This is a genomic window from Kitasatospora sp. NPDC001527 (assembly GCF_040298605.1).
Lineage (GTDB): Bacteria > Actinomycetota > Actinomycetes > Streptomycetales > Streptomycetaceae > Kitasatospora.
The window spans coordinates 48169-71975 of the sequence record NZ_JBEPAM010000044.1; the positions used below are offsets into that span (position 1 = coordinate 48169).

Consider the following 23807-nt stretch of genomic DNA (forward strand, 5'->3'; position numbering starts at 1 on the left):
TCGCCGATGGACAGAGGGTGGCGGGTCGGCGGATCATGAGTCCAACAAGTGATGGTGCCGGATGGATGAGGAAGTCTCATGGCGGAGGTCCCATGGCCCCGGAGGTGAACCTCGCCCAGCTCAGGGCGCTGGTCGCGGTGGCGGACGCCGGAGGCTTCGGGGCGGCGGCGGTCGAGCTCGGCGTGAGCCAGTCGGCGGTCTCGCACGCGGTGGCGGCACTGGAACGGGTGCTCGGCGCGCCCGTCCTGCACCGGGGCGCACCGGTGCGTCCCACCCCGCTGGGCGAGCGGATCCTGCCGCACGCCCGGACGGCGGTCGCCTCCGCCACCGCCGTGCGGACCATCGCCGCCCACCACTCGGGCGGGCTGACCGGGACGGTCCGGCTGGCCGCGCCGACCACCGTCTGCCAGGGCCTGCTGCCCGGGCTCCTGCGCGACTGGAAGGCCGAGCACCCCCGACTCACCGTGCGCGTGTTCGAGGGCGAGGACGACGAGCTGGGCGTCTGGCTGGAGGCCGGCACGGTGGACGCGGCCGTCCTGGTGGACGCGGACCCGGCGCGGCCGGGGGCCGTCCCGCTCGGCACGGACTCGATGCACGCGCTGCTCCGACGCGACCACCCGCTCGCGGGCGAGGAGACCGTGGACGTGGCCGACCTGGAGGACGACGACTTCCTGCTCTCCGAGGGCGGCTGCGAACGGCACATCCGGGACGCCTACCGCCGGGCGGGCGTCCGCTTCACCCCGCGCCACCGCATCCGGGACCTCAACACGCTGATCGGCATGGTGCACGCGGGGGTGGGCGTCTCGGTGATGCCGGCCCTGGCGCAGCCGATGCTGCCGGCGGACTGCGTCCTCGTGCCGATCCGGCCCGCCGCGCACCGGAGGCTGACCCTCACCGGCCCGGCGGGGCGGCCGTGGTCACCGGCGGTGACCGGCCTGCTGGCGGCGGTGCGCGCCAAGCGGTGAGCGGCAAGCGGCGAGCGATGAGCAGCGGGCGGTGAGCGATGAGCGGCCGGCCGCCGGGTGGCGTGCTGCCTGCGGCCGACGCCCATCAGCACCCCGACCTGCCCGAACGGCGCGCGGGGCACTCCCGTAGATTCGGTCCCGGCTGACGGAACGTCCGATCGAGGGGAGCCCGCGTGGAGCGGCGGCGGAGCCGGGTGGGGGTCGGCGCGATCCCGCCCGCGTGGGCGGTCCGCCGGTTACCATCGCCCCTATGCCCGCGCCATCGCCGCATCACCCCGAGCCACCCGAGCACCCGCTCGGCGCGGCTCGACGGGGGTCGCTGAGCTGTGATAGGCGCAAGAGTGAGCCGGCCCGGCCCGGCCCGGCCCGGCCCGGCCCTCGGCGCGGCCCGGCCCGGCCCGGCCCGGCCCTCGGCGCGGTGGACCCGGTGACGGCGCCCGACGCCCCGCGCGGCGTGCTGTTCGCCGTCCGCTCGGCGGCGGCGCTGCACCGGCTGCTGGACCTGCTGCCCGTCTTCGACGGCGACGCCCGGGTCCGGTGCCGCTTCACCCTCGTCCCCGGCTCCGCCTTCGACGCCGACGCGCTGGCCGCCGTCGCCTCCTCCGGCGCGCGCTGCCTGTCCTGGCCGGAGGCGCTGGCCGGCCGCCACGACCTGATCCTCACCGCCAGCCCCAAGGGTGAGCTGGCCGCGCTCCGCGGCCCCAAGGTCCTGCTGCCGCACGGCGCCGGCTTCAACAAGGCGCTGTCCGGCGAGGGCTCCCCGCACCTCCCGTCCGGCCTGGACCCGGCGTTCCTGCTCACCGCCGACCGGCACCCGGTCGCCGACCTGCACGCCCTCGCCCACCCCGACCAGGTGGCCCGGCTCACCGAGCAGTGCCCGCCCGCCGGAGCGGCGGCCGTGGTGGCGGGCGATCCGACGCTCGACCGGATCCTCGCCTCACGGGACCGGCGCGAGGCGTTCCGGGCGGCGCTAGGGACCGGGCCGCGCCGGCTGGTCGTGCTCTCCTCCACCTGGGGGCCGGAGTCGCTGCTCGCCCGGCACCCGGGGCTGCCGGCCCGGCTCGCCGGCCGACTCCCCCACGACGCCTACCAGTTGGCACTGGTCGTGCACCCCAACGAGTACAGCCGGACGGGCTCCTTCGACCTGGCCCGGCGGCTGCGGCCGGCCCTGGACGCCGGGCTGGTGCTGGCCGGGCCGTACGAGCAGTGGGCGGCGCTGCTGGTGGCCGGCGACACGGTGGTCACCGACCACGGCTCCACCGCGCTCTACGCGGCGGCGCTCGACCGTCCCGTGGTGGCGGTCTGCGACGGCGGCGCCGAACTGGTCCCGGGCAGCCCGATGGCCCGCCTGCTCGCCGCCGCACCCCGGCTGGACCCGTCCGGCGAGGACGCGGCGGCCGTGCTCGCCGCGCAGCCTGCCGCCGAGGGCACCCGCCGTTTCGCCGAGGCGGCGTTCGCCCTCCCCGGGGAGGCCCTGACGACGCTCGGCCCGGAGCTGTACAAGCTGCTCGGCCTGGTCCCGCCGCCGTGGCCGGCGCACCCGCGTCCGCTGACCGCCGCACCCGCCGCACCCCGCACCCCGGCCGCCTTCGCCGTCCGGGCCCGGTCCGAGCGGACCGCCGACGGCGTCGCCGTCGACATCGACCGGCTCCCCCCGTGGACGGACCTGCCCTACCACCACCTGGCCGCCGAGTACGGCCGCGCCGGGATCCGCGAGGCCCAGAGCGCGGCGCTGCTCTACCGCCGGGCGGACGGCGCGCCGCCGCCGGACACCGCCCACCACCGCGAGTACCGGACGGCCGCCGACTGGACGGCCGAGGCGCTCGCCGACCACCCGGGCTGCCGCACCGCCGCCGTCGTCCTCTCGCCCACCCGCTGCCTGGTCCGGCGCGCGGACGGCGAACCGTTCACCGTCCGCATCACCCCGCACCGCGCCGACGGCCGGGTCCGCTGCACCGATCCCGCCGCCGCCCTCTCCGCCGTCCACACCTTCCTCGGCACCCACCACCCGCCGGCCACCCCCCTGACCTGCCGAATCGACGGCACCCCCTACCGCCTCCACCTCACCCCGGCGACGGAAGCCGACCTCCAGCACCTGCTCTGAGCCCGCCGCCGGAACACAGCGGGCCGGTCGGCGCCCCTCGGTGGGTCGGCCGGCGCTCCGGCCTCCCAGCCGAGCGTCAACAGCACCCGCAACTCGCCACCCGGCCAACGCTGCTCAACCGCCGAAGCCAGAACCGCCCCACCCAGCCGCGCGGCCTCCGCCGAACACCCGGCCGCCCGGCTCCTGTCAGGCGATCGGGGCGCCCCCGTCCGGACCCCGCAGGGCCTCGGCCTCCGCCCGGTAGCGGGCAGCCGCCTCCACGTCCCCGCTCTCCTCACCGAGTGCCGACAGCACCTCCAGCACCCGCAGCTCGTCACCGGGCGAGCGCCGTTCACGTGCGGAGGACAGGGCCGCCTCGTACAGGCGCGCCGCTTCCGCCCAGCGGCCGGAGGCGCGCAGGGCGCTGCCGAGTTCGAAGCCGGTGCGGGCGGTCATGCGTTCCCGGCCGAGTGCTCCCGCTTCCGCGTAGGCCTCGCTCAACAGGTCGACGGCTCGCGGCAGTTCGCCCATGGCTACGGCGGCCCGGCCGAGCAGGTAGGTCTGCAGCATCGCACCGTAGGCGTTGCCGATGGCGCGGTGCTCCTCGCGGGCGGCCTCGAAGTCCGGGACGGCGGCCGCCCAATCGCCGCGTACGGAGGCGAGCTTGCCGCGGAACTCGACGGCGGAGGCGCGGAGCTTGCGCTCCTCGGGCGTTCCGCCGAGCAGCCGGGCACCATTGACGGCCAGCCGCAGTTCCTCGGCGGCCTCCTCGTAGCGGTGCTGTTCCCAGAGCGGGCGGGCGAGTTGGCAGCGCATCCGGACGGTGGCGGCGAGCCGTTCGGAGCGGACGGCGGCGGCGACACCGCGGCCGAAGGCGTCGATGGCGTCGGCGTAGTGCCGGTGGTCGAGGAAGTGCGTCCAGAGGGCTTCGCAGAGCGCCACCGCCTCCTCGTCGAGCCCGTCCTCGACGGCGATCCGGACGCAGCCGTAGAGGGCGAGCCGTTCGTCCTCCAGCCAGCGCAGGGCGCCGGCGGCGTCGGGGAAGGGCAGGTCCGGCACACCGGCGGGCGCGGGCGCCTCGGCGGCGGGGGCGGAGACGGTCAGCCGGGGACCGGCGGCGACCAGGTCGGCCCGGCCGGCCTGCCGCCGGTACCAGCGCACCAATCGCCGCCGCGCGGAAGCGGCGTCCGCAGCACCCGAAGCATCCGCGGCGTCCTCCTCCGCGCCCGCCCGCCGCAGGGCGTGGCCGCGCAGCAGGGCGTGCATGCCGAGGCCGTCCGGGCGCCGTTCCAGCAGCCCGGCGGCGTCGAGTTCGTCGAGCACGTCGGCGGCTGCGTCCGCATCGGTGCCGAGCAGCACGGCGGCCGCGTGGTCGCCCACCACGGGGGCGGGGTGGTGCGGCAACAGCCGGTAGAGCCGGGCCGCGACGGGGCCGAGGCTCCCGTACGCCGCGTCCCAGACGGCCTCCACCACGGGCAGTCCCTCCCGGTCCAGTTCGGTGGTCAGCTCCTCGACCAGCCGCCGCAGTTCGCGGCGCCGGTGGCGGCGGATCCAGTGGCCGGCGACATAGAGCGCGGCGGGCAGGCCGGCGCAGCGGCGGGCGAGTTCGGCGGCCGCCTCGGGGTCGGCGGCGAAGCGGGGGTCGGCGACGATCCGGCGCAGCAGGTTGACGGCGTCCTCGGGGCCGAGCGGGCCGAGCGGCAGTTCGACGAGGCGCACGCCGTCGAGGTCGTACAGCGGGCCGTGGCTGGCCACGATGACGATGGCCTCGGCGGAGGCGGGCAGCAGCGGGCGCAGTTCGGCGCCGCTGCGGGCGTTGTCGACCACGACGACCAGCCGCCGGCCCTGGGTGGCGGTCCAGTACTGGCGGGCACGGCCGCGGAGTTCCGGCTCCGGGTGGGCCTGCGGGTCGAGGGCGCGCAGCAGGTCGCCGAGGGCGTCGGCGGTCTCCACGGCGCCGTCGCGCCGCAGGTCGTCGAGGTCGGCGTGGAGCACGCCGTCCGGGCAGTGGTCGAGCAGCGCGCGGGCGAGTTCGAAGCCCAGCGCGGTCTTGCCGATCCCGCCCATCCCGCTGAGCGCGACGACCAGCGGCCCGCCGCCGTCGCCCGGGCCCTCGGCGACGGCGGCCAGCACCCTGGCGCGCTCGTCGGCGCGGTCCTCGAAGTACGCGAGCGCCGGCGGCAGCTGGCAGGGCACGGCGGTCGCCCGCACGGCCGCCTCGTGCACGTGCAGTTCCCCGACGGACCCGGCCTGCACGATGGCTCCGGCCCGCACCTGCCCGTCCACCCTGTTCCACGTCTCATCGGCCACGCGCCAACTCTAGGGGCTGCCACGCGCTCCCCGCCGGATCACCCGCGGAGCGGCAGTCGCGGCAGTCGCGGCGGTTGACGCCTTCTCATCACACCGAACGCGAGGACCCGCAGCGGCACGAAGCGGCGCGGCCCGTCGGCGGTGACCACGCTGACGACGTGCTCCCGGTCGGCGCGGTGGAGCCGGTCGGCGGCGTTCGGGAAGAACGGCCGGCCCCGGTGCGAGGCCCAGCCGATGCGGTCGGAGTGCAGCTGGGTGAAGACGACCGGTGACGTCCTGCGGGGCAATGCCGCGCCCTGCGACCGCGGCGGGCACGCCGCCGCCGACGCGCCTGACTCCGCCGCGGCCCCGCCGTGTTCCCCCAGGGGGCAACACGGCAGGGACGCGCGCCCCGTCAGTCCGCGAGGCGCTCGCGCAGCTCGGCGAGGATCGCCGCCGCCTCCTCCAGCCCGTGCGCCCGGCACCGGTCGACGGCGGCGGTGAGCCGTTCCCGGGCCGGCCTGCGGCGGTCGAGGTCGGTGCCCTCGATCAGCGCGGCCAGCCGGACGGCCTCGGCACGCGGCGTCTCGGCCTGCTCGCCGCCCGCCTCGTAGGCGGTGATCGCCCGCTCCGCCTCGGCCAGCGCCTCCTCGAAGCGGCCGGCCACCGCGAGGACCCGGGCCCGCTCGTAGTGCACGGACGCGCGCGGGTACCACGTCTCGGCCTGCGGCTCCTCGCGCTCCAGGCGCTCGCGCACGGCGTCCGCCTCGGCCAGCCGGGCGAGCGCCGGCTCCATGCCCTCCGGGCCGTCCTTCTGCGCGGTGAGCCGGGCGAACTGGCGCAGCATCGCGGAGACCGGACCGGGCTGCGGCCACTGCTCGTGCGCGGCGAGCGCCCGGGTGCGGGCGGCGTGTGCGGCCTCCCAGCGGTCGGCGTGGAGCAGCGCGACGGCCGCCTCCGAGGCGACCATGGTGCGCAGGTGGAGGTCCTCGGTCCAGCCCTCCAGCATGGTGGCCAGCCGCAGGTACTCCTCGGCGGCGTCGCGGTCCTCGTCCAGCGTGAACAGGCCGCGGGCGAGGTCGAGCCGGGTCTGGGCGACCAGCCGCTCGTCCAGGCCGGCGGCGTCCGCGTCGGCCAGCACCGACTCCAGGACGGCCACCGCGTCGGCGGTGCGGTCGGCGTCGGTCAGCAGGTCGGCGAGCTGCAGCCTGGTCCGGGCGGCCTCCTCGGCGGCCTCCGGGCCCTTGCGGTCGAACCGGGAGGCGGCCTCGGAGAGCGAGCGGATCGCGGCGCCGGTGTCCCCGATGTGGGCGCTGGCGTGGCCGGCCATCAGGTAGGTGGCGGCGAACGGGTAGGAATCGTCGGCCCAGCGGGCGGCCGCCGCCAGGGCGCGGTGCAGCATCTCGACGGCCTCGGCCTGTTCGCCGGTCTGCAGCAGCGCCTGCCCCAGCAGGCCGTACGCCCGCGGGGTGTGCCAGGGCTGCCCGCCCCGTTCCAACTCGGCTATCGCGTGCCGCAGTTCGTCGGCCGCCTCGGCGGTCCGGCCCTGCCGGGCGTCGGCGTCGGCGGCGTACTGGCGGGCGACCGCCAGCCGGCGCACGGAACCACGGGCCTCGGCCGCGTCGCGGTAGGCGTCGACGGCGGCGGCGAAGCGCGCGGCCTGCTCGGCGGGCGGCTGCTCCGGCGGCGCGGGCAGCACCCGGACCAGTTCCTGGTGGGCGGCGTAGGCACGGCACTGGAGGACGACCAGGTAGTCGTCGTCGGTGATGCCCGGCGCGCCGCCGGCGGCCGTGGCGGCAGCCAGTTCCTCGGCACTGGCGAGCGCGGCGTCCAGGGCCGCCCAGTCGATGACCGGTGCGGCGGTCACAGCCGCCCCGGCCGCCTCCGGGCCTTCCTCGCCCTCCTCGTCCTGCGGGTCCTCCCGGACGAGTTCGGCGACGAGCGCCCTGGTCCGGGCCGCCAGCGCCCGGCCGAGCAGCCCCTCCCGCCGGTACAGCCCGCCGGCGGCCAGCAGCTCGGCGGCGCCCTCCTCCCAGTCGCCGCGGTCGAGCGCCGCGTGCGCCCGCCGCTCGGTGAGCTCGGCGTGCAGCTGGCCGAGCGGCCCGGCGTCCGCGCCGAGCAACCCCTCGCCGACGGTCCCCCCACCGCCGCTCTCCGAGCCGCCGTCCCCCGAGCCGCCGTTCTCCTCGGCGGCCAACCGCTCGGCGATCCGGTTCCAGAGCCGTTCCGCGTCCGGGTGGCCGACCAGCTGCAGCTCGCGGGCGCGCAGCACCAGGGCGGTGAAGTCCTCCGGCTCCGGCTCGGCGTCCCGGGCCGGCACGGCCGGGACGACCGGCACGGCGGCCAGCTCCGGCGCGGCCGAGGCCCGCACGCCGAGGGCGAGCGGCTCGGCGAGCAGCGGCCGGCGGGCCAGCCGGTCGCGGCGCCGGCCGCTCACCGCGTCGGTGCCGTTGCGGGCGTCGAAGCGGGCGGCCAGCGCGTCCGCCTCGGTGCGCAGGTGGGCGAGCAGGGTGTCGACGGTCCAGCTCGCGCCGGGCGGGCCGCTGACGGTGAGCTCACCGTGCCCGGCCCGGGCGAGGCCGGCGATCAGCACCTCGACGCCGGTGAGGAAGTCGAGCCGGCTGACCGGGTCGCCGGTGACGCCGAACAGGTCGCGGTTCTCGGCGAGGATCTCCAGGCCGCGCGGCTCGTTGCCGGACAGCGCGCAGAACTCGACGTGCAGGCCGACCGAGCGGGCCATCCCGCTCTTGCCGCGGGCGAACCGGTAGCCGACCAGGTGGCTGGAGCGGGCCTCGTCCAGCCGGCCCTGGCGCAGCAGCGGCAGCAGCGCCTGGGCGTGGCTGACGTAGGGCTCCTCGGCGCAGGTGGCCTCGCCGGCGAGCACCGGCCGCCAGACGTCCAGCGCGGTCGCGTCGTCGCCCCGGCGCAGGTGGTGCACGGCGCGGGAGCGGATCTCGCAGGCGTGGCAGTCGCTCAGCTCGGTGCGCGGCCGCCCGGCCCACAGCTCGTAGGCGTCCTGGACGTCCTCGCCGACGTGCGCGGCGAGGTGGAAGCGCTGGGCGTAGTACGGCTGGAGGCCGTGCCCGGCGGCGCGGTAGCGGCCGCGCATCTCCTCGTGCCAGCGGCGGATCGCGGTCAGCGGCACGTCGGGGGTGCCGAGCAGCGAGGTGGCGACCCACTTGAAGCGCCAGAACACCTGCTGCTGCGCCCACTCGCCGAAGCCGTCCGGGTCGGTGTCCCAGAGCCTGAGGACGCGGGCGAAGACGACCGGGGACTTGCTCCGCTCGCCGTCGTACTCGTAGGCCTCCATCAGTTCGAGCAGCGCCATGGCGCGCACCGCGGTGTCGTCGAACTGCTCGGCGGCGTCGACGAGTTCCTCGGCGGTGACGGTCCGCTGGCGCCCGTAGGGGCGGTCGTCGTTCTCGCGCAGCGCGGTCATCACCGCGTCGATGCTGGTCAGCATCACGCCTCCTTCGGACCATTGCCACCGGACGCGGCCTCGTGGCCGAGCATCGCGTGGTCGAGCAGGCTGATGAACGAGCGGTTGAGCAGCGCGCTCTCGCTGGAGGTGAGCGGCCGGCGGGTGAGCAGCACGGCCTGCCCGTAGAGCGTCTCGACGGCGGTGACGGCGAGTTCGCGGTCGCCGATCGAGGCCGCCCGCCGGACCAGCGGGTTGAGGTGGTTGAGGACCAGCTGGGCGCGGGGCACCTCGGCGCGCAGCGAGCCGAGGATGTCGGCCCACAGCCCGTCGGCCTCGTCGGCGAGCTGGGCGCGGGTGCGCTCGTGCCGGGCCTCCCGGTTGTCGAGCAGCAGGGCGGGCGCGCTGGTCGGGTGGAAGCTGCGCAGGGCGACGTCGCAGTCGAAGCGGCCGACCACCTCGCGGGCGGTGGCGAGGAAGGCCGAGGCGGCGAGTTCGGCGGCCGGGTCGACGGTGTCCAGGTGCGCGGTGACGGTGCCCGGGTCGAGGTCGGCGACGGAGACGCCGGGGCGGATCTCGGGCAGCCGGTGCACCAGGTCGCGGTCGTAGGTGTAGCCGCCGTTGACGACGCCGAGCCCGGCGGCGCCGGCGATCGGGGCGACCTGGCGGAACTCCTCGACGGTGCGGGTGACCAGCACCACCGGGTGGGTGCGGGCGAACTCGTCCAGGGTGACGTTGCCGTCGGTGGTCTCGAACGGCAGCCAGGGCAGCAGCATCCGAAGCAACTCGTCGTCGTAGCGGGCGAGTTCCTTGACGGCCAGGTGGTGCACCGAGATGAACCGGTGGAGCAGCGCCGGGTCGCTGGCGGACAGGCCGGTGAGCCAGTCGCGGATCCGGGCGCCGAGCGCGTCGCGGACGGCGGCGAGCGTCTCGTCGGCGTACAGGCCCTCGCGGCTGGCGGTGGGGCGCAGGCCGTCGGTGTCGACCACGCAGCGGACGAAGAACGCCCAGTCGGGCAGGAGTTCGTCGGCGTGGTCGGAGAGCAGCATGCCCTTGAGGTGCACCCGGTGGCCGGCCCGGCGGGAGGGCGGGACGGCGTCGGGCAGCACGTAGGCGACGCCGCGCAGGCCGACCAGCGGCAGGTCCAGTTCGATGGTGTCGAGCGGGGTGAAGTCGAAGGCGGAGCGGCAGTAGGCGGCCAGCGCCTCGCGGCGGGCCAGCGGGGAGCCGTGCTGCGCGGCCCACGGCGGGGTCTGGTTGACCCGGGTGGCGTCGCCGCGGCCGTCGACGACGGTGACCTCGTGGCGCAGCAGGCTGCCGAAGTCCCGGGCGAGGGACAGGACGCGGTCGGCGCGGGTCCACTCGGCGGCGTCGGAGCGGGGCGCGAGGCGGACGGTGGTGCCGGGCTCGGGCTTGGCCTCGGCGGGCAGGGTGCGGATGGTGTAGCGGCCGTCGGAGCCGCCGCGCCACTCGATGACGGGCGCGTCGGGGGTGGCGGCGGAGCGGGTGACGACGGTGATCTCGTCGGCCACCACGAAGCAGGCGAGCAGGCCGATGCCGAACTGGCCGATGAAGTCGCCGCGGGCGCGGGCCAGCCCGGCGCCGTCGAGGCCGCCGTCGGCGTCCCGCTTGGAGCTGCGGCCGATGGTGGCGAGGAAGGTGTGGACGTCCTGCTCGGTGAGGCCGATGCCGGTGTCGGTGACGGTGAGGTCGCCGTCGGCGCGGACGGTGATCGTGGCGGGCGCGGCCGGGTCGAGGGCCTGCCGGGCGGAGATCGCGTCGACCGCGTTCTGCAGGAGTTCGCGCAGGTAGACGCGGGGGCTGGAGTAGAGGTGGTGGGAGAGCAGGTCGACCAGGCCGCGCAGGTCGACCTGGAAGGTGTGCGCGCTCGTCGGGTTCTCGGATGGGGACACCGGTGGCTCTTTCGATCGCAAGGGGTGTGTCGGGCTTCGGCGGCCGCGGGGCGGGACGGCCCGGGCGGCCGGTCTGCGTGCTCGGCAGGCGTCGCGCGCCGGGCACGCTCGGCTCAGCGCGGGGCGCAGCGGTCGCGGTGGGCCTGGAAGTTCTCGGCCTCGTCGCCGCCCAGGTAGGACCAGGGCCATTCGGTGACGACGTCGTCGAGGGTGGCGAAGACGGCGTGGGCGAGCTCGCGCTCGTCGGCGAGCGAGAGGACCATCGCGAAGGTGTTGTGGGTGGCCCGCCAGTCGCGCCCGCGCCGGTAGGCCGGGTGCAGCACGGAGCGCAGGACCGCCTCGCGCAGGGAGGAGCGCACGGCGGGGCCGGTCAGGTAGGCGTGGTCCTCGCCGTCGGGCAGGTCCAGCCAGTGCTCCAGGTGGGCCAGGGCGATCAGCTCGCCGAGCGCGCTGCCCTCGGGGGCGCCGAGCATCGCGGTGCGGGCGAAGGCGTGCATCTCCTCGTGGGAGCCGCCCCACTTGGCGCAGAGCTGCTGGAGGCGCTGCTGGTGGGAGGCCTGGTGCCCGGGGTCGCGGCGCAGCGCGGCCTCGAAGCGGGTGGTGGCGACGGTGCGGCCGAGCGAGGCGCCGCGCGCGGTGATCTGCAGGAAGAACCAGGGGGCGAGCCGGCCGGGCTCGCGCTCGGCCACCTCCAGCAGCTGCTCCTCGGCGATCTCCAGCCGCTCGCCGAACAGCCGCCACTGGTCCTCGGTGACGTACTGGGCGCGGGAGGCGGTGCGGGCCTCCCAGCCCCAGGCGAGGTGCCGGGCGCCGGAGAGCAGCAGTGCGAGGGTGTCCTCGGGCCGTTCGGCGACGACCTTGGCGAGCCACTCCTCGGTGCCCTCGACGTCGGAGACCCGGTGCAGCAGCCAGGTCAGCTCCGCCTCGTCGGGAACGGCGGCGAGGGCGGGGCCGAGCGCGGCCCAGTCGCCGGCGTCGGCGAGGGCGCGCAGCCGGCGCAGCTCCTCGTCGCCGTGCGAGAGGTCGAGCACCGGTGGCAGGGCGCGCGGAGCCTTCCGCCCGGCCAGGCGGCGGAAAAAGGACATGGTGCGGCCCCCCTGAGACCTCGTCGGCCGGCACGGCCGTCGGCATCGTTCGTCTGGCCTCGCAGCGGCCAATCGGATGATGCACTGCATATCACGTGCCACCGACGCCCCGTTGACCAGCCCTGTTCCGGGAGCCGTCGCCGAGGGGCCGGACAGGGGTCGCTCCCACCGGACGGGGGTCGCTCCCGGGGGCCGGGAGCCGGGAGTCCGCCGCGACACGGCGGACCCGGCCCCGCCGCCGTTCGGCCGGGCCGGGTCCTCGCCGTGCGGCGACGCGGGGTCAGACCCGGTCGGCGGCGATCAGCAGGTACTGGAAGGAGCCGTCCTTGTAGGAGTTGATGAACGCCTCCTCGATGCCGGTCACCAGCGACGGCACGGTGGCCCGCAGCTCCCAGTACGGGAGGGTGGCGGCGGTCAGGTCGACGACCGCGTTCGGGACGAGGCGGTTGTCGGCCATCGCGCGCAGGTACTCGCGGCGGGAGTGGATGTTGCACTCGAAGTGGGCGTTGATCTGCGAGACCCACTTCGACGGCTGGCCGTAGATCGGGTTCCAGCAGCCGGTGATGGTCACGTAGCGGCCGCCGACCGACAGGATCCGGGAATGCTCGGCGAACAGGTCGTGCAGGTCGACGTACATGCTGGACTCGTTGTTCCAGGAGGCCCGCACGGTGCCGGTGCCGAACGGCATGTCGAGCATGTTGCGGACCTGGGCGTGCACCGAGTCGTCGATGCCGAGCTCCTTGGCCCGCCGGTTGCCGAACTCGGCCTGCTTGGCCGACAGGGTCACGCCCTCGACCTTGCAGCCGAAGCGCTGGTGGGCCATCACCATGGAGCCGCCGCGTCCGCAGCCCGCGTCGACCAGCGTGTGCTCGGGGCGGATGTCGCCCAGGCTGTCGAGCAGGACGTCGGTCTGCGCGGACTCCAGCCGGTGCAGCTCGGCGACGAGCTTCTTCTCGCGCTCGCTGTCGTCCGGGTCGCCCAGCGCCGCGTGGTCGACCTCGCCGATGCCGTAGTGGTGGTGGTAAAGGCCGTCCACATCGCCGAGGCGCAGGTTCACCGGCCGGGCCTCATGGTCCCAGTAACGGGCGATGTCGCCCTGATAAGGGGTGGCCGGCCCGGGGACGCCGGTGCGGGTGACGGGGGTGGTGTCGGTGACGGACACGGTTCAGCTCCTTGGTTACCAGAAGTCGGGCAGGCTGTATCGGTAGGTATTGGTCCGGTGCCAGTAGTGGTTGCCGTCCACCCACGCGGCGACCCCGCGCAGGAAGCGCACCACCACCGGGACGGGTGTGGCGGCGGCCAGCGCCGCGGCCTCCGCCTCGAAGGCGTGCATGAGCTCGTTGTGCACCTCGACGGCCTTCAGGTAGCCGTCGCGGTCGCCGACCCCCTCGCGTTCGGAGATCACCACCGGCAGATTGAGGTGGCGGCCCGGGCTCGCCAGCTCCTTGGTGTACGAGTACAGGTCGTTGACGATCGTGGTGGCGTTGGAGGCGAGCGCGATGACCCGCTGCATCGCCGGACGGGCGTGCAGGTCGGCGGGCAGCTCGTAGCCGCCGACGGTGTCCGTGATCGTCGGGCAGGGGCGGAAGTTGTTGAACTGCCGCATCGCCAGGTACTCCCACACCTCCGGGACGTGGTCCTCCTGGTCCCAGGCGGCCTCGGCGAGGTACCCGAGGTGCAGGCGCGCCATGTCGTGCCGGAACCGGTCCGACTGGGAGGCGCTGGCGGCCCGGGTGAAGTGGTCCATCGCCGAGCGGTAGGCCCGCCGGGGCGCGTCCGAGCCCAGCGACTCCTGCCAACCGCCCTGGTACTCCGCGGTGGTGTGCAGCGGGTCCAGGGCCGTGTGGGCGAGCAGCAGCCGGCTGCCGAGGCCGACGGGCGAGCCGCCGAGGTCCTCGCAGTAGCAGTCGTCGACGGCGTTCTCGGCGACCATCAGCCGGGTGGCGAGCATGACGTGGTCGACGCTCGGGGCGTCCGGGTGGCAGGCGACCATGTAGCGGCTCACCGAGAAGCCGTCGAACTGGTCCTCCCAGTCCGGCGGGTAGAGCTCGATCTCCTCGGCCCACAGCTTGATCCGGCGGTTCACCTCCGCCACCCGCTCCGCGTCCGGCTCGGGCACGGGGTGGAAGTAGAGGCCGGGCACCGGATCGCCGGACTTCGGCTTGCCCGACGGCGTTTCACCCGCCTGGGCCGCCTCGGCCGCCACCGGCTCCGCCGGACGGGGCGCCAGGCTCAGCCCCGCCGTCCCCAGCCCGCTCGGCCCGCGGAGCAGCTGCTCCAGGGCCGTCCCGCTCATGACCGCACCACCGCGCGCCGGCCGGGGTGCGGATGCGGGTGCTGCGGCGCCTGCGGTGTCTCTCTGCTCGTGGCCACGGGCATGGGAGAACCTTCCTCTTCGAAGGGGGACACGTCTTGACGGGTCGTCGGCCGTCGCCTCGTCCCGGAAGAAAGGGATCTCCGCCTGCTGCCGCGGCCATCCCGTCTCGCTGCTGCCCAACCGTAGGCGGGGCGGAACGATCTGGACCGCTTCGCATGATCCTGTGCACTCGAAAGGGTGAACGTTCACATCAGTCGCGTTTGAAATCGCGTATCCGATGATCGGTTCGGACCGTCCTCAACGCCGAAGCGGCCCCGCCGGACCGGCGGGGCCGCTCGTCAAGGGTCGTTCCGGTACCGACGGAGCGTCAGACCACCCGGGGCGTCCGCGTCATGGCCTGCCCGGCGCACCCGGGCCACCCCTCACCGGTGCTCCGGGTTCTCGAAGTCGAAGCGGCACCCGGCCTCCCACTCCGACCGCTGGTTCCCGTACGCCGGGATCCCGCCCGCGTCCTTGAGCAGCCTGGCCAGGTGGAGCAGGTTCCAGGTCATGAAGGTCGCGTTGCGGTTGGTGAAGTCGTTCTCCGGGCCGCCCGAGTTCGGGTCGAGGTAGGACGGGCCGGGGCCGGCCTCGCCGACCCACCCCGCGTCGGCCTGCGGCGGGATCGTGTACCCGAGGTGCTGCAGGCTGTACAGCACGTTCATCGCGCAGTGCTTGGCACCGTCCTCGTTTCCGGTGATCAGGCACCCGCCGACCCGCCCGTAATAGGCGTACTGTCCGCGCTCGTTGAGGATCGACGAGCACGCGTACAGCCGCTCGACCACCTTCTTCATCACCGACGAGTTGTCCCCGAGCCAGACCGGCCCGGCCAGCACCAGGACGTCGGCCGCCATCACCCGGCTGTAGAGGACCGGCCACTCGTCCGTCTCCCAGCCGTGCTCGGTCATGTCCGGCCACACCCCGGTGGCGAGGTCGTGGTCCACGGCCCGGACCACCTCCACCCGTACGCCCTGGCGCTCCATGATCCCGGTGCTGACGTCGATCAGCCCCTGGGTGTGGCTCCGCTCGGGCGAACGCTTGAGCGTGCAGTTGATCACCAGGGCGCTCAGATCGGCGTACGCGGCGGGCGGGGAGGACATGGTCGTCGGCCTTTCGGGTCTCCGTCAGGGGGCTGCCACCAGTGCACCCCGCCCGGCACCCGACCGCCCGCCGGACTCCGCCGACCGGAGTCGCCTCACCCCTCCCCGTCCGGCTGCTCCGCCGGCGGCAGTACCGGCGTCACCAGCATCCGGCCCGCCAGCGCGGTGCTCGCGGTGACGGCGGCGAGCGTCGCGTCGTACATCGGCCGGATGTTGCGCTGGTGCCAGAGGGTCTGGGTGGTCGCCCAGGCGGCGTCCCGGGCCCGGGCGATCGAGAAGCTGGCCACGATGTGCTTCAGCGGCTCGGCCTCCTCGGTGGCGGCCTTGATGATCTGCGCCTCGAACGAGGCCCGCACCTCCGCCTCCACCTGGGCGAGCAGCTCGTTCACCTTGAGGTAGTCGGCGTGCACCGGCGGGGTGTCGGGCGTGGTCCGCCGCTCGATGCAGGTCTCGACGACGGCGAGCGCCAGGTCGTGGTTGATGTGCGCGTTCATGCCCGCGAACGCGAACTGGATCGGCCACACCCTGCGGTGGCCGCGCGCGTCGAACAGCGGCCGCCACGCCTCGGTCACCGGCCGCCCCGCCTCGCCGGCCTCCACCGCGTCGAAGTACAGGTTGGCGAACACCGCGTCGAGCCGCTCGATGAACGCCTGGTCCTGGAAGTACCCGGTGGTGAGCCGCTGCCCGACCAGCTCGGTGACCCTCAGGTACATCCGGTTGAAGCACGCGACCCCGTCCCGCGGATCCAGCTGCGCCTCGATCGCCCGCATCCGCTCGATGACCTCGTCGACACTCCGCGCGGGCTTGGCGGCTGACCGGGGCATGGCGGTGGTCCCTTCCGTCGGCGTTCTCCGGCTGTCAGCTATACACACCGCCACCGCCCGGACCCGCCGAACCGGCGAACACCTCGCCACCCGTCACCCGAACCGGTGAGTCCCCCCTCAGGCGCCGGCCCCGCCCGACTCCGCACGGTGACCCACCCTCCCATCACGGCCGGTCACCCGTGGGACGCGGCGGGCTGCGAGAGCACGACCGACCCGCAGATGGTCGCCTTCAACGCCGAGTACGACGCCATCGCGGCCCAGGACCCCGCATCGTCTACCTGCACCCCTTCCGCCGGACCGACGTGATCCCGGCCAGGCTGCCGCTGCTCACCGCCCACCAGACGGCGACCGGCAAGGCGATCACCAACGGCACCCCGGCCCGCCGTCACTCCTCGGTCGGCGTGTACCGGGCGGCCGACCGAGCCGTCGCCCTGGCCGCCCACAACGGCGTCACGACCGTCCGGGCCGCCCTCGGTGCCCCGGGTGACGTCCCGCCGGTCGGTCACTGGAACGGCCCCGGCGTCGACACCGTCGGCTACTACCGCCCGAGCACCCGGGAGTTCTTCCTCCCCGGGCCCGACGGCACCTTCGGCACCCCGGTGAAGTACGGCAACACGAACGACATCCCCGTCGTCGGCGACTGGAGTGGAGCGGCCAGGGGAAGACCACCATCGGCGTCTACCGCCCGGCCGGCCGGTCCTTCCACGGCGCGGCCTTCGGCAGCGACCTGGCCGTCTGCAACGTGACGGTCACCGACACCGGAGAGACCCCGCTGGTCGGCACCTGGGGCTGACGGCCCCCGAACGACGGCAGGCCCCGGGCCGGGGAGCGCGCTGCTCCCCGGCCCGGGGCCTGTCCGTTACCGACCCCGCTACGGCTTCGTGGTGACGGAGACGTAGTCGACCCGCATCGGGTGCCCGGGCTCGGTGGCCGGGGTGACCGCGCCGCCGAACGCGGCGGGCAGGTTGCCGCCGACGGCGACGTTGAGGATCAGGAACAGGCCGTGGTTCACGGCCCGGTCCCAGGTCCCCCGGTCCATCTGCGCGGTGGTGACCCGGTGGTGCTCCCGGCCGTCGAGGTACCAGCGGACCTGCTCGGCCCCCGGCCGCAGGTCGACCTCGACCGCGTAGCGGTGGAAGCCGGTGCGGCACTCGGCACCGCAGGGCTGGTCGCCGGAGCCCAGGCCGCGCGGCTCCTGGCAGGGGCCGCCGTCCAGGACGCCGCAGTGCATCGTGCCGAACACCGCGTCCCGACCGTTGACCTGCTCCATGATGTCCAGCTCGCCGATGGCCGGCCAGCCGGTGTACCCGTTGCGCAGCTCGCCGCCGAGGGTCCAGAAGGCGGGCCAGTAGCCGGCGGCGGCCGGGCCGGTCACGTCGGGCAGGGCGATCCCGGCCTCGATCCGCAGCACGCCGCCGGGCGGCGGGGCGAGATCGGCCCGGCGGGACTCGATCCGCCCGGACGACCACTTCCCGTCGGCGTCCCGGGTGGGGACGATCTCCAGGGCGCCCCGGCCGTCGAGCCGGACGTTCGCCGTCGAGTCGGTCATGGTCTCGATCTCGCCCGTGCCCCACTGCGGGGCCGGGCAGCCGGGGTAGCAGGTGCCCAGGTCGTACTGCCAGTGGGCCTCGGACGGGCGGCTGCCGGCCGGGCCGTCGAAGTCGTCGCGCAGCAGCTGCGTCCAGCCGTCCGCGGTGACCGTCTGCCCGGCACCGGCGGTGGCGGGCGCGGCCTCGGGCGGCAGGGCGCCGGACTCCGTCAACAACCGCTCCAGGCGCGGCGTGAGGACGACGGCGGCGACGTTGGTGAGGTGCGCGTCGTCGCGGTAGAGCAGGATGCGCTCCAGCACCGCCGGGCAACTGCGGCCGCTGCCGGGGCAGATGACGTCGTTCACCGACACGGTGCGCACGCCCGGCATCCGGCCGGCCGCGATCTCCTCGGCCAGCGGGTCCGCCCACAGCGCCTTCTCGCGCGGGAACGCGCAGGCCGCCGGGTCGTCGGTGTGGCCCGAGACGCAGGCCGGCACGTCCGTCCCCGGGATCGGGGTGTCGCGCAGGTAGACGACGGGGACGCCCAGTTCGCGCAGCGGCGCGAGGGTCTTCTGCCAGCCCTGGAGGAGCAGTTCACGGTCGTCGGTGTACCGGTTGAGGGTGGAGACGACGACCAGGCGCGGCTTGGGGCCCTCCGTCAGCCGGGTCAGCGCGTTCGCCCGCCAGGTGTCGCACTCGCGGTAGGTGCGGCCCAACTGCGGGTTGACCACCGAAAGTTCCGGAAGAGGGCAGCCCTGCTTGACCAACTCCTCCAGCTCCCAGCGCCGTTCGGCGGCGATCGCGAGCAGCGCGGAGAACCACTGGCCGGCGTGCGAGTCGCCGAGCAGCACGATCCGGTCCGGGCTGCCGACCACGCCGAAGCGGCAGTCGGGGCTGGTGGTGGCGGTCGGGGCGACCTCGCACTCGCCGTCCGGCGGGAAGTCCTTGCGGGCCTGGGCGGCGTCCGGCACCACCGCCGGGCCGCCCTTGGCGGGAGCGGCGGTGCGCACCAGCAGCGAGGTGCCGTCGGCCGAACCGGGCGGCAGGCCCTGGAGGTCGACCGGCGCGGCCGGGCCGAGCAGGCGCAGCGTGCCGGTGCCGACGACCAGCGCCAGCACCACCGGGATGACCACCGAGGCGAGGCCCAGCGACAGGCCCCGGCGCGGGAGTTCGGAGACGGTGCGGCTGTGCCGCAGCGGCCGCTCGACCCACCGCATGACGGCGGCGGCGGGCAGCGCGGCGGCCGCGGTGAGCGCCACCTTCACCGGCCAGTCCAGCGGGCCGAACTTCGCGCCGACCAGGACGAGCACCGGCCAGTGCCACAGGTACAGGTTGTAGGAGAGCCGGCCGATCGCCCGCGGCACCGGGGTGCCGAGGACCCGGTCCACGCCGAGCCCGGGGGCGGCGGCCCCGTCCCGCCCGGGCGTTCCGGCCAGGATGACGGCGGCCGTGCCGAGGGTCGGGACGAGCGCCGCCCAGCCCGGGTACGGGGTCGTGTTGTCGTACGCGAACACGCAGCCGACGACGGCCGCCGCGCCGCCCCATCCGACCAGGACGCGCAGCACGCGCGGCCCGCTCAGCAGGTGCCAGGGCAGCAGGGCGAGCAGCGCGCCGACCCCGAACTGCCAGACCCGGGACGGGGTTCCGAGGTAGGCGAGCGAGACGGAGTCGTGCGTCCAGCGCAGCGAGAGCGCGAAGGAGCCGATGGTCAGCACGCCGGCGAGCGCCGCCGCGACCGGCCGCAGCGACCGCCCGCGCCCGTCCGCCCGGCCCCGGCGCAGCACGCGCAGCACCAGGTACGCGGCGAGCGCCAGCAGCGGGCCCCAGAGCAGGTAGAACTGCTCCTCGACGGCCAGCGACCAGAAGTGCAGCAGCGGGCTCTCGTCCCGTCCGGCGGCCAGGTAGTCGGTCTGCTGGGCGACGAAGCGCCAGTTGCCGACGGACAGCGCCGCCGCGAGCACGTCGTGCTCCAGGTCCGCGCGGCGCAGCGGCACGGTCAGCCAGGCGCCGAACAGGGCCACCGCGGCGAGCACGATCGCCGCCGAGGGCAACAGGCGGCGGGCCCGTCGGGAGAAGAACTCGCCGAGCCGGATCCGGCCGGTGGTGGTGGCCTCGCGCAGCAGCAGGCCGGTGATCAGGTAGCCGGAGACGACGAGGAAGACGTCCACGCCTACGAACCCGCCGGCCAGGCCGGGGACGGCGGCGTGGAACGCGAGGACGGCGAGCACGGCGACCGCGCGCAGCCCCTCGATGTCGGGGCGGAAGCCGGCCGGACGGGGCGCCGGGCCCGGGGCATCGGAACCCCGGGAGGCGGCGCCGGCCCGTCGGCCGGGAATGGTGAAGGCGTCCGGCCGCAGCTCGTGGACGGCCGGCGGCGACGGTGTCGGTGCGGGTGACACTGTCGGTGTCGGTGCGGGTGATGACGGTATCGGTGACGACGACATGGAAGGCGACGACCTTTCAACCCAGCCAGGGCAGCATCGGGCGGACCCAGCCGGAGGCGAGCAGAGCAGTGAGCACGAGCGTGACGGTGGCGGCCAGCCCCTCGGGCCAGCGGCGGGGCAGCATGCCGGGCCGGGGCGCCTTCGGCCCGGCGGCGGCGCCTTCACCGCGGGAGCTGCCGCGGAGCTCGCCGAGGAGGTCGCGGATCAGCGGCAGGCCGATCTGCGCCTGCACCGCGAGGTAGAGCCCGAGGCCCCAGTTGGGCGCCCAGCCGTACTCGGCGACGGCCAGGCCGAGGCCGAGTGCGCCGGCGCCGAGCGAGGCGCAGAGCCAGGCGAGCGAGAGCAGCACCACCTTGCGGGCCATCCCGCCGGACCGGGCCTTGGGCCGCGCGGCGGGGGCGTCCCCACCGGCCTCCCCGGCCGCACCTGCCTCACCGGCGGCGCCGGCCGCGCCCGTCGGCACCCAGGCCGCGCTGCGCCCGCGCAGCGTGTGCCAGAACGCGACACCTGCGGCGACGCTCATCAGCACGTTGGAGCGGATCACCTCGATCCGCCAGCGGGTCCGGCTGACCCTGGGCAGCAGCACGTGCCAGAGCCAGAGCGGCGCGAGCATCGGCAGCACGTGCCAGGGCCGGATCTGGTCCGGGTACCAGAACATCATCACCAGCGGCGGCAGCGGCGCGACGAAGACGTTCACGGCGGCGGCCAGGTAGCCGACGATGCCCTCGTAGAAGCAGAGCCGCATCCGCCAGGGCGCGCCGATCCGCTTGAGCTCGGGCGAGCCGAGCAGGTGCAGGTTGCCCATCGCCCAGCGGTACTGCTGGTTGACGTACGAGGCGAGGTTGTCCGGCGAGGTGCCCTTGGCGACCAGCACCGGGACGTACAGCGTGCGGTACCCCCTGGCGTACAGGCCGAGGCCGGTGAAGAGGTCCTCGCTGTGGTCGAGCCGGGCGAACCCGCCCGCCTCGTCGATCGCGGCGCGCCGGTAGACGGCGTTGCTGCCGCAGCAGATGGCGGCGTCGCTGGCGTCGCGGGAGGGCTGGATCCAGCGGAAGAACCACTCCTGCGCGGCACCGGCGGCGCGCTCGATCCAGCTCATCGTCTCGTCGGTGTCGAAGCACTGCGGGCTCTGCACGATGCCGATCCGCCGGTCCGCGAAGTACGGGACGAGGTGGCGCAGGAAGTCCGGCCTGGGCGCGAAGTCGGCGTCGAGGATCGCGATCAGCTCGGCGCTGCTCAGGGTGAGCGCGTGGTTGAGGTTGCCGGCCTTCTTGAGGTGCCCCCGGTCGGGCCGCACCACGTACCGGTACCCGTGCGCGGCGGCCAGGTCGGCGACCTCGGCCCGGTCGGCGTCGTCGAGCACCCAGACCGTCAGCGCCCCGGGCCAGTCCACCCGGGCGACCGCCCGGTAGGCGTTCTCCAGGACGTCGAGCGGCTCGCCGCAGGTCGGCAGGTACAGATCGACGGTCGGCAGCTCCTCCGGCGCCCACGCGTGCACCAGCACCTCGTGGGACTGCCGGGTGAGCCGCCGCTGCCGCAGGCTGTTGACGGACGACAGCGCCAGCGCCACGACGTTGAGCGCGAGCACGGCCAGGAAGATCCAGAGTGCCGGCGTCCGCAGCGCGAAGGTCAGCATCGTCCCCGCGGTGAACACGAACGCCGCCGAACTGGCGACGAGCACCCACCTCCGCTGCGGCCCGAAATACCAGTAGAGCTCCTGATCGTCCGGCGGCTGCGGCAGATGAGCAGGAGGAGGAGAAGAAGAGGAAGAAGACAAAACGGAAACAGGAGATACCTGTTGGACAGTCATGTGGCCCCCACAGCCGTGTTTCTGACAGCTCCACGGGCCACAGTACCCCATTGGTATAGACCATTAATCCACGCGTCCGGGACCCGGACGCCACCTCCGCGCCACCTCCCCCGACCCCGTGAAGCACCAGGTCACGCGCACGTGAACACCTCTCCAACAACCCCACCCGCCACCCTCTCCCCACCCCCGCCGACCGGGTGCGGAAACGCCCGTGGGGCGGCAACCGACTTCCGGTTGCCGCCCCACGGGCGTTTGGGCGATTCGGGGATCAGACCGCCGCGATCGGGTACGTCGGGTACTCGACGCCCGAGACGTGCTGGACGACCCGGATGACCTGGCAGGAGTAGCCGAACTCGTTGTCGTACCACAGGTAGAGGATCGCGTTGTCGCCCTCGACCTTGGTGGCGCCGGCATCGACGATCGAGGCGTGGCGCGAGCCGATGAAGTCGTTCGACACCGCGTCGGGGGCGGTGGTGAAGTCGATCTGGCGCTTCAGCGACGAGGTCAGCGACACGTTGCGGAGGTAGTCGAGGACCTCCTCGCGGTTGGTCTCGCGGGCCAGCTGGAGGTTCAGGATGGCGATCGAGACGTCCGGGACGGGCACGCGGATCGAGCTGCCGGTGATCTTCGCCTTGAGATCCGGCAGTGCCTTGGCGACGGCCGAGGCGGCACCGGTCTCGGTGATCACCATGTTCAGCGGCGCCGAGCGGCCGCGGCGGTCGGCCTTGTGGTAGTTGTCCAGGAGGTTCTGGTCGTTGGTGAACGAGTGGACGGTCTCCACGTGGCCGCGCAGCACGCCGTACTCGTCCTCCATCGCCTTCAGCGGCGGGACGATCGCGTTGGTGGTGCAGGAGGCGCAGGAGATGATCTGCTCGTCCGGCTTGATGGTGTCGTGGTTGACGCCGTGCACGATGTTGGGCACGTCGCCCTTGCCCGGGGCCGTCAGGACGACCTTCTCGATGCCGGGGCGCAGGTGCTTCGACAGCCCCTCGCGGTCCCGCCACTTGCCGGTGTTGTCGATCAGGATGGCGTCCCGGATGCCGTACGCCGTGTAGTCGACCTCGGACGGGTCGTTGGCGTAGATCACCTTGATCTCGGTGCCGTTGGCGACGATCGTGTTGTTCGCCTCGTCGACCGTGATGGTGCCCTGGAACTGCCCGTGGATGGAGTCACGACGCAGCAGCGAGGCGCGCTTCACGATGTCCTGGTCACCGCCGCCACGGACCACGATGGCGCGCAGGCGCAGGCCGTTGCCGGAGCCGGCCTTCTCGATCAGCAGACGGGCGACCAGGCGGCCGATGCGGCCGAAGCCGTACAGGACGACGTCACGCGGCGACTCACGGCGCTCGATCTTGTTGGCACCCGTGGCGCCGGCGACGGCCTCGGCGGTGAACTGCTCCACCGAGAGGCCGCGGCTGTCGGCGCGGTAGGTGGCGGCGAGCATGCCGAGGTCGATCTGGGAGGGGCCGAGATCCAGGGTGGTCAGCGCCTGCAGGAAGGGCAGCGTCTCGGTGACCGAGAGCTCCTCGCCGGCGATCTGGCGGGCGAACCGGTGGGTCTTCAGGATGCTGACCACCGACTTGTTCACCAGGGAACGGCTGTACAGCAGGACGGTAACGTCCCGCTCCCGGTGCAGTCGGCCGATGATCGGGATCATCGACTCCGCGATCTCCTCGCGGTTCTTCCAGTCCGTGAACACGTCGTCGTTGACAGTCACAAGTCCATCTTTCGAGCTAGGAGGGTGTTCACATGCTAACTGGGCCCCACCCCCCGAACCGAAACGGTTCTGCCCTCTCCCGCATGACAAGAATCACATGTGATCGCGTACTGGCGCGTCGGAAAGCAAGGCCGGCAACGCAAATGAGCCCCCATCCGAAAGGATGGGGGCTCATTCGTGAATGATTGTTCGGCGGCGTCCTACTCTCCCACAGGGTCCCCCCTGCAGTACCATCGGCGCTATGAGGCTTAGCTTCCGGGTTCGGAATGTAACC

16 protein-coding genes and 1 rRNA gene are annotated in these 23807 nt (G+C 74.3%); 4 read left to right on the forward strand and 13 right to left on the reverse strand.

Annotated elements, in window-relative coordinates; all coding sequences use genetic code 11:
* Positions 1 to 92 precede the first annotated feature (92 nt).
* Both ABT238_RS30280 and ABT238_RS30285 read left to right on the forward strand, forming a co-directional pair.
* Positions 93 to 965: a LysR family transcriptional regulator gene (locus ABT238_RS30280; RefSeq protein WP_350801543.1), complete on the forward strand. Its 873-nt coding sequence runs from the start codon at positions 93 to 95 to the stop codon at positions 963 to 965.
* 427 nt (positions 966 to 1392) lie between these two features.
* The gene (locus tag ABT238_RS30285) at positions 1393 to 3069 is read left to right on the forward strand and encodes a translation initiation factor 2 (protein ID WP_350801547.1); all 1677 of its coding nucleotides are present in this window, start codon (positions 1393 to 1395) and stop codon (positions 3067 to 3069) included.
* A gap of 186 nt (positions 3070 to 3255) precedes the next feature.
* Here the strand turns inward: ABT238_RS30285 and ABT238_RS30290 are convergent, their stop codons facing one another.
* The 9 genes from ABT238_RS30290 to ABT238_RS30330 all read right to left on the reverse strand — a co-directional run bounded on the left by ABT238_RS30290 (position 3256) and on the right by ABT238_RS30330 (position 16033).
* The gene (locus ABT238_RS30290; protein ID WP_350801550.1) at positions 3256 to 5358 is read right to left on the reverse strand and encodes an NB-ARC domain-containing protein; all 2103 of its coding nucleotides are present in this window, start codon (positions 5356 to 5358) and stop codon (positions 3256 to 3258) included.
* A 38-nt stretch (positions 5359 to 5396) separates the two neighbouring features.
* Positions 5397 to 5645 (reverse strand): MBL fold metallo-hydrolase, encoded by a 249-nt coding sequence (locus ABT238_RS30295; protein ID WP_350801553.1) that lies wholly within the window; start codon positions 5643 to 5645, stop codon positions 5397 to 5399.
* 107 nt (positions 5646 to 5752) lie between these two features.
* Positions 5753 to 8800, reverse strand: coding sequence for a tetratricopeptide repeat protein (locus tag ABT238_RS30300; protein WP_350801556.1), 3048 nt, complete (start codon positions 8798 to 8800; stop codon positions 5753 to 5755).
* A complete protein-coding gene (locus tag ABT238_RS30305) occupies positions 8800 to 10668 on the reverse strand; it encodes an HSP90 family protein (protein WP_350569776.1) in 1869 nt (622 codons plus the stop codon). Before ABT238_RS30305 ends, ABT238_RS30300 begins: the two co-directional genes overlap by 1 nt.
* Before the next feature lie 113 nt (positions 10669 to 10781).
* Complete coding sequence (locus ABT238_RS30310; protein WP_350569778.1) at positions 10782 to 11753, reverse strand: hypothetical protein; 972 nt, start codon at positions 11751 to 11753, stop codon at positions 10782 to 10784.
* Positions 11754 to 12033: 280 nt separating this feature from the next.
* Complete coding sequence (locus tag ABT238_RS30315; protein WP_350569780.1) at positions 12034 to 12915, reverse strand: geranyl diphosphate 2-C-methyltransferase; 882 nt, start codon at positions 12913 to 12915, stop codon at positions 12034 to 12036.
* Positions 12916 to 12930: 15 nt separating this feature from the next.
* Positions 12931 to 14250, reverse strand: a complete 1320-nt coding sequence (locus ABT238_RS30320) for a family 2 encapsulin nanocompartment cargo protein terpene cyclase (RefSeq protein WP_502884345.1) — start codon at positions 14248 to 14250, stop codon at positions 12931 to 12933.
* Positions 14251 to 14492: 242 nt separating this feature from the next.
* Positions 14493 to 15209, reverse strand: a complete 717-nt coding sequence (locus tag ABT238_RS30325; protein WP_350569781.1) for a flavodoxin family protein — start codon at positions 15207 to 15209, stop codon at positions 14493 to 14495.
* Between the two features lie 95 nt (positions 15210 to 15304).
* A complete protein-coding gene (locus ABT238_RS30330; protein ID WP_350569783.1) occupies positions 15305 to 16033 on the reverse strand; it encodes a DUF5995 family protein in 729 nt (242 codons plus the stop codon).
* 147 nt (positions 16034 to 16180) lie between these two features.
* On the opposite strand from ABT238_RS30330, the gene ABT238_RS30335 reads away from it, so the two are divergent.
* Together ABT238_RS30335 and ABT238_RS30340 are read left to right on the forward strand one after the other, a co-directional pair.
* Positions 16181 to 16339, forward strand: a complete 159-nt coding sequence (locus ABT238_RS30335) for a hypothetical protein (RefSeq protein WP_350801565.1) — start codon at positions 16181 to 16183, stop codon at positions 16337 to 16339.
* Positions 16336 to 16779: a hypothetical protein gene (locus ABT238_RS30340; protein WP_350569785.1), complete on the forward strand. Its 444-nt coding sequence runs from the start codon at positions 16336 to 16338 to the stop codon at positions 16777 to 16779. Before ABT238_RS30335 ends, ABT238_RS30340 begins: the two co-directional genes overlap by 4 nt.
* Before the next feature lie 125 nt (positions 16780 to 16904).
* Here the strand turns inward: ABT238_RS30340 and ABT238_RS30345 are convergent, their stop codons facing one another.
* The 4 genes from ABT238_RS30345 to rrf all read right to left on the reverse strand — a co-directional run.
* A complete protein-coding gene (locus tag ABT238_RS30345) occupies positions 16905 to 20006 on the reverse strand; it encodes an acyltransferase family protein (protein WP_502891478.1) in 3102 nt (1033 codons plus the stop codon).
* A 16-nt stretch (positions 20007 to 20022) separates the two neighbouring features.
* Entirely contained in the window at positions 20023 to 21747 is a 1725-nt protein-coding gene (locus tag ABT238_RS30350; protein ID WP_350801583.1) for a glycosyltransferase family 2 protein, read from the reverse strand.
* 337 nt (positions 21748 to 22084) lie between these two features.
* Entirely contained in the window at positions 22085 to 23533 is a 1449-nt protein-coding gene (locus ABT238_RS30355) for a glyceraldehyde-3-phosphate dehydrogenase (RefSeq protein WP_350569787.1), read from the reverse strand.
* Positions 23534 to 23720: 187 nt separating this feature from the next.
* Positions 23721 to 23807, reverse strand: a 5S ribosomal RNA gene (gene rrf, locus ABT238_RS30360); the annotation flags it as partial.

Bases quoted from the DNA above. Each gene is read 5' to 3' on its own strand.
- ABT238_RS30280 (WP_350801543.1), top strand. From the start codon at position 93: ATGGCCCCGGAGGTGAACCTCGCCCAGCTCAGGGCGCTGGTCGCGGTG.
- ABT238_RS30300 (WP_350801556.1), bottom strand. From the start codon at position 8,800: ATGCTGACCAGCATCGACGCGGTGATGACCGCGCTGCGCGAGAACGAC.
- ABT238_RS30310 (WP_350569778.1), bottom strand. From the start codon at position 11,753: ATGTCCTTTTTCCGCCGCCTGGCCGGGCGGAAGGCTCCGCGCGCCCTG.
- ABT238_RS30325 (WP_350569781.1), bottom strand. From the start codon at position 15,209: ATGTCCTCCCCGCCCGCCGCGTACGCCGATCTGAGCGCCCTGGTGATC.
- ABT238_RS30330 (WP_350569783.1), bottom strand. From the start codon at position 16,033: ATGCCCCGGTCAGCCGCCAAGCCCGCGCGGAGTGTCGACGAGGTCATC.
- ABT238_RS30345 (WP_502891478.1), bottom strand. From the start codon at position 20,006: ATGTCGTCGTCACCGATACCGTCATCACCCGCACCGACACCGACAGTG.